2 protein-coding genes are annotated in these 1437 nt (G+C 32.4%); one reads left to right on the top strand and one right to left on the bottom strand.

Annotation, left to right across the window (positions count from 1 at the left end):
- The coding region (locus tag AC1DJR_RS29620; RefSeq protein WP_477004220.1) for a hypothetical protein at nt 1-530 on the top strand (530 nt) is incomplete at its 5' end.
- A gap of 19 nt (nt 531-549) precedes the next feature.
- Here the strand turns inward: AC1DJR_RS29620 and AC1DJR_RS29615 are convergent.
- Nucleotides 550-1437: ABC-2 transporter permease (locus AC1DJR_RS29615; protein WP_477004219.1), on the bottom strand; the 888-nt coding region annotated here is incomplete at its 5' end.

Genomic DNA, 1437 nt, shown 5'->3' with positions numbered 1-1437 from the left:
GACTTACCATTTTATTAGGAAGTTTTTTTTGTTTTAATACATTCTTATACGCTGATACTCCAATTCAAGTCGTGCAAAAAGAAGTGAAATATATTGAAAACGATAATACTGTCTTATATTCGAAATTATGGGTTCGCTCTATGCAAAACGTAGTATTATTCCACCATAGTGATAATATTCGTAATCAAGACACATTACGTAATGTAACAAGTTCATCGCTCGTTAAAGCGAAGCAACTRCCTTCTCAGAAAGCATCWATGTATATTCCRAGATTATCGCAATACGTATCRAAAGCAGGGAAAGAAAATATTCAAGTGYAYTACATTGCGGTGCACTATAATGTGAAAAAAGAAAATGCATATCAGCTAAATGGCATGAACTATTTTCTGCAAGTGTTTCTGAAAGAGCGTGGGGAATGGAAAATTGCTGAAAGTGTAGTCGCACCGACAGAACAAATTGTACAAAATGGTGATGGATTTGGGATGAAAGAAGAGATGGTGTATGGGGATAGGAGAGAGAATGTGAAATAGCCTCCTTTTAGTGAGGAGGTTATTTCGTATGAAGTAAAAATTTTTTATTTATCAAATAGTGAAGTACTACATAGCTAAATAGTCCTATTATTATGAAACCAGCGTAATAACTTAATAGCGGATCACTTTTTCCACCTGTTATCCGGCCTCCTAATAGAGCAAAACATATTGTAACACACGGTATAAATAAACCATTTAGTTTAGTGAATAATAATATTTTACCGTTATTTTCATTTGGGGTCCGATCATATAAAAATACTCCTAATGGTAAAAGGATGAGAATATATAGAATCGGAGTGATAAGCTTCCAGATAGGCTGAAATTGATGGTGCTCCTTAACTGATTCTTTTAAATTATTAATGTCTACTTCTTTTACTTTTGGATTAAATGTATAAGATATATAAGTATTATTAGTAGGTGCAAAAACTTCAATATTCTCTATATATGATGCATAATTCGCTTTCTTAAGGAAAAATTCAGTTGTAGATACATTTGTGTGAATCCAAGCAAAATGAAAAAGTAACATGCCTAATCCAGATGGTAATATAATGAAAACTAAGCTTAATATACTATGTGAAATAACATTCCCAGCAATTGTTCCAATAAAAATAGCTATTGTAAAAATCGCAATCCATGTAATGGTAACATACCATAATAATGTACGCATTGGCCCGAAAGATTGGTATTGGCTAAAAAGATTAATCTTTAGGATGAAATAAATTAAGATGCCATTAAGACTCATTATGAATAGAATTGCGATTGTCCCGAACAGCCACTTAGAAAGAAAAAGCTCTTTTCTCGTGAATGGCATTGCAAATAACAGATAGTCTGTTTGATTTTGTCTTTTCCAACTGATTAATGAACAGGCGAGTAATATGAAAATTGGAATGAAGGGGATGATAAGAGT

The sequence above is a fragment of the Bacillus sp. 05T31 genome (assembly GCF_056396725.1).
The sequence above is the reverse complement of the archived record's forward strand: the minus strand, read 5'-3'. Positions and strand labels throughout refer to the sequence as shown.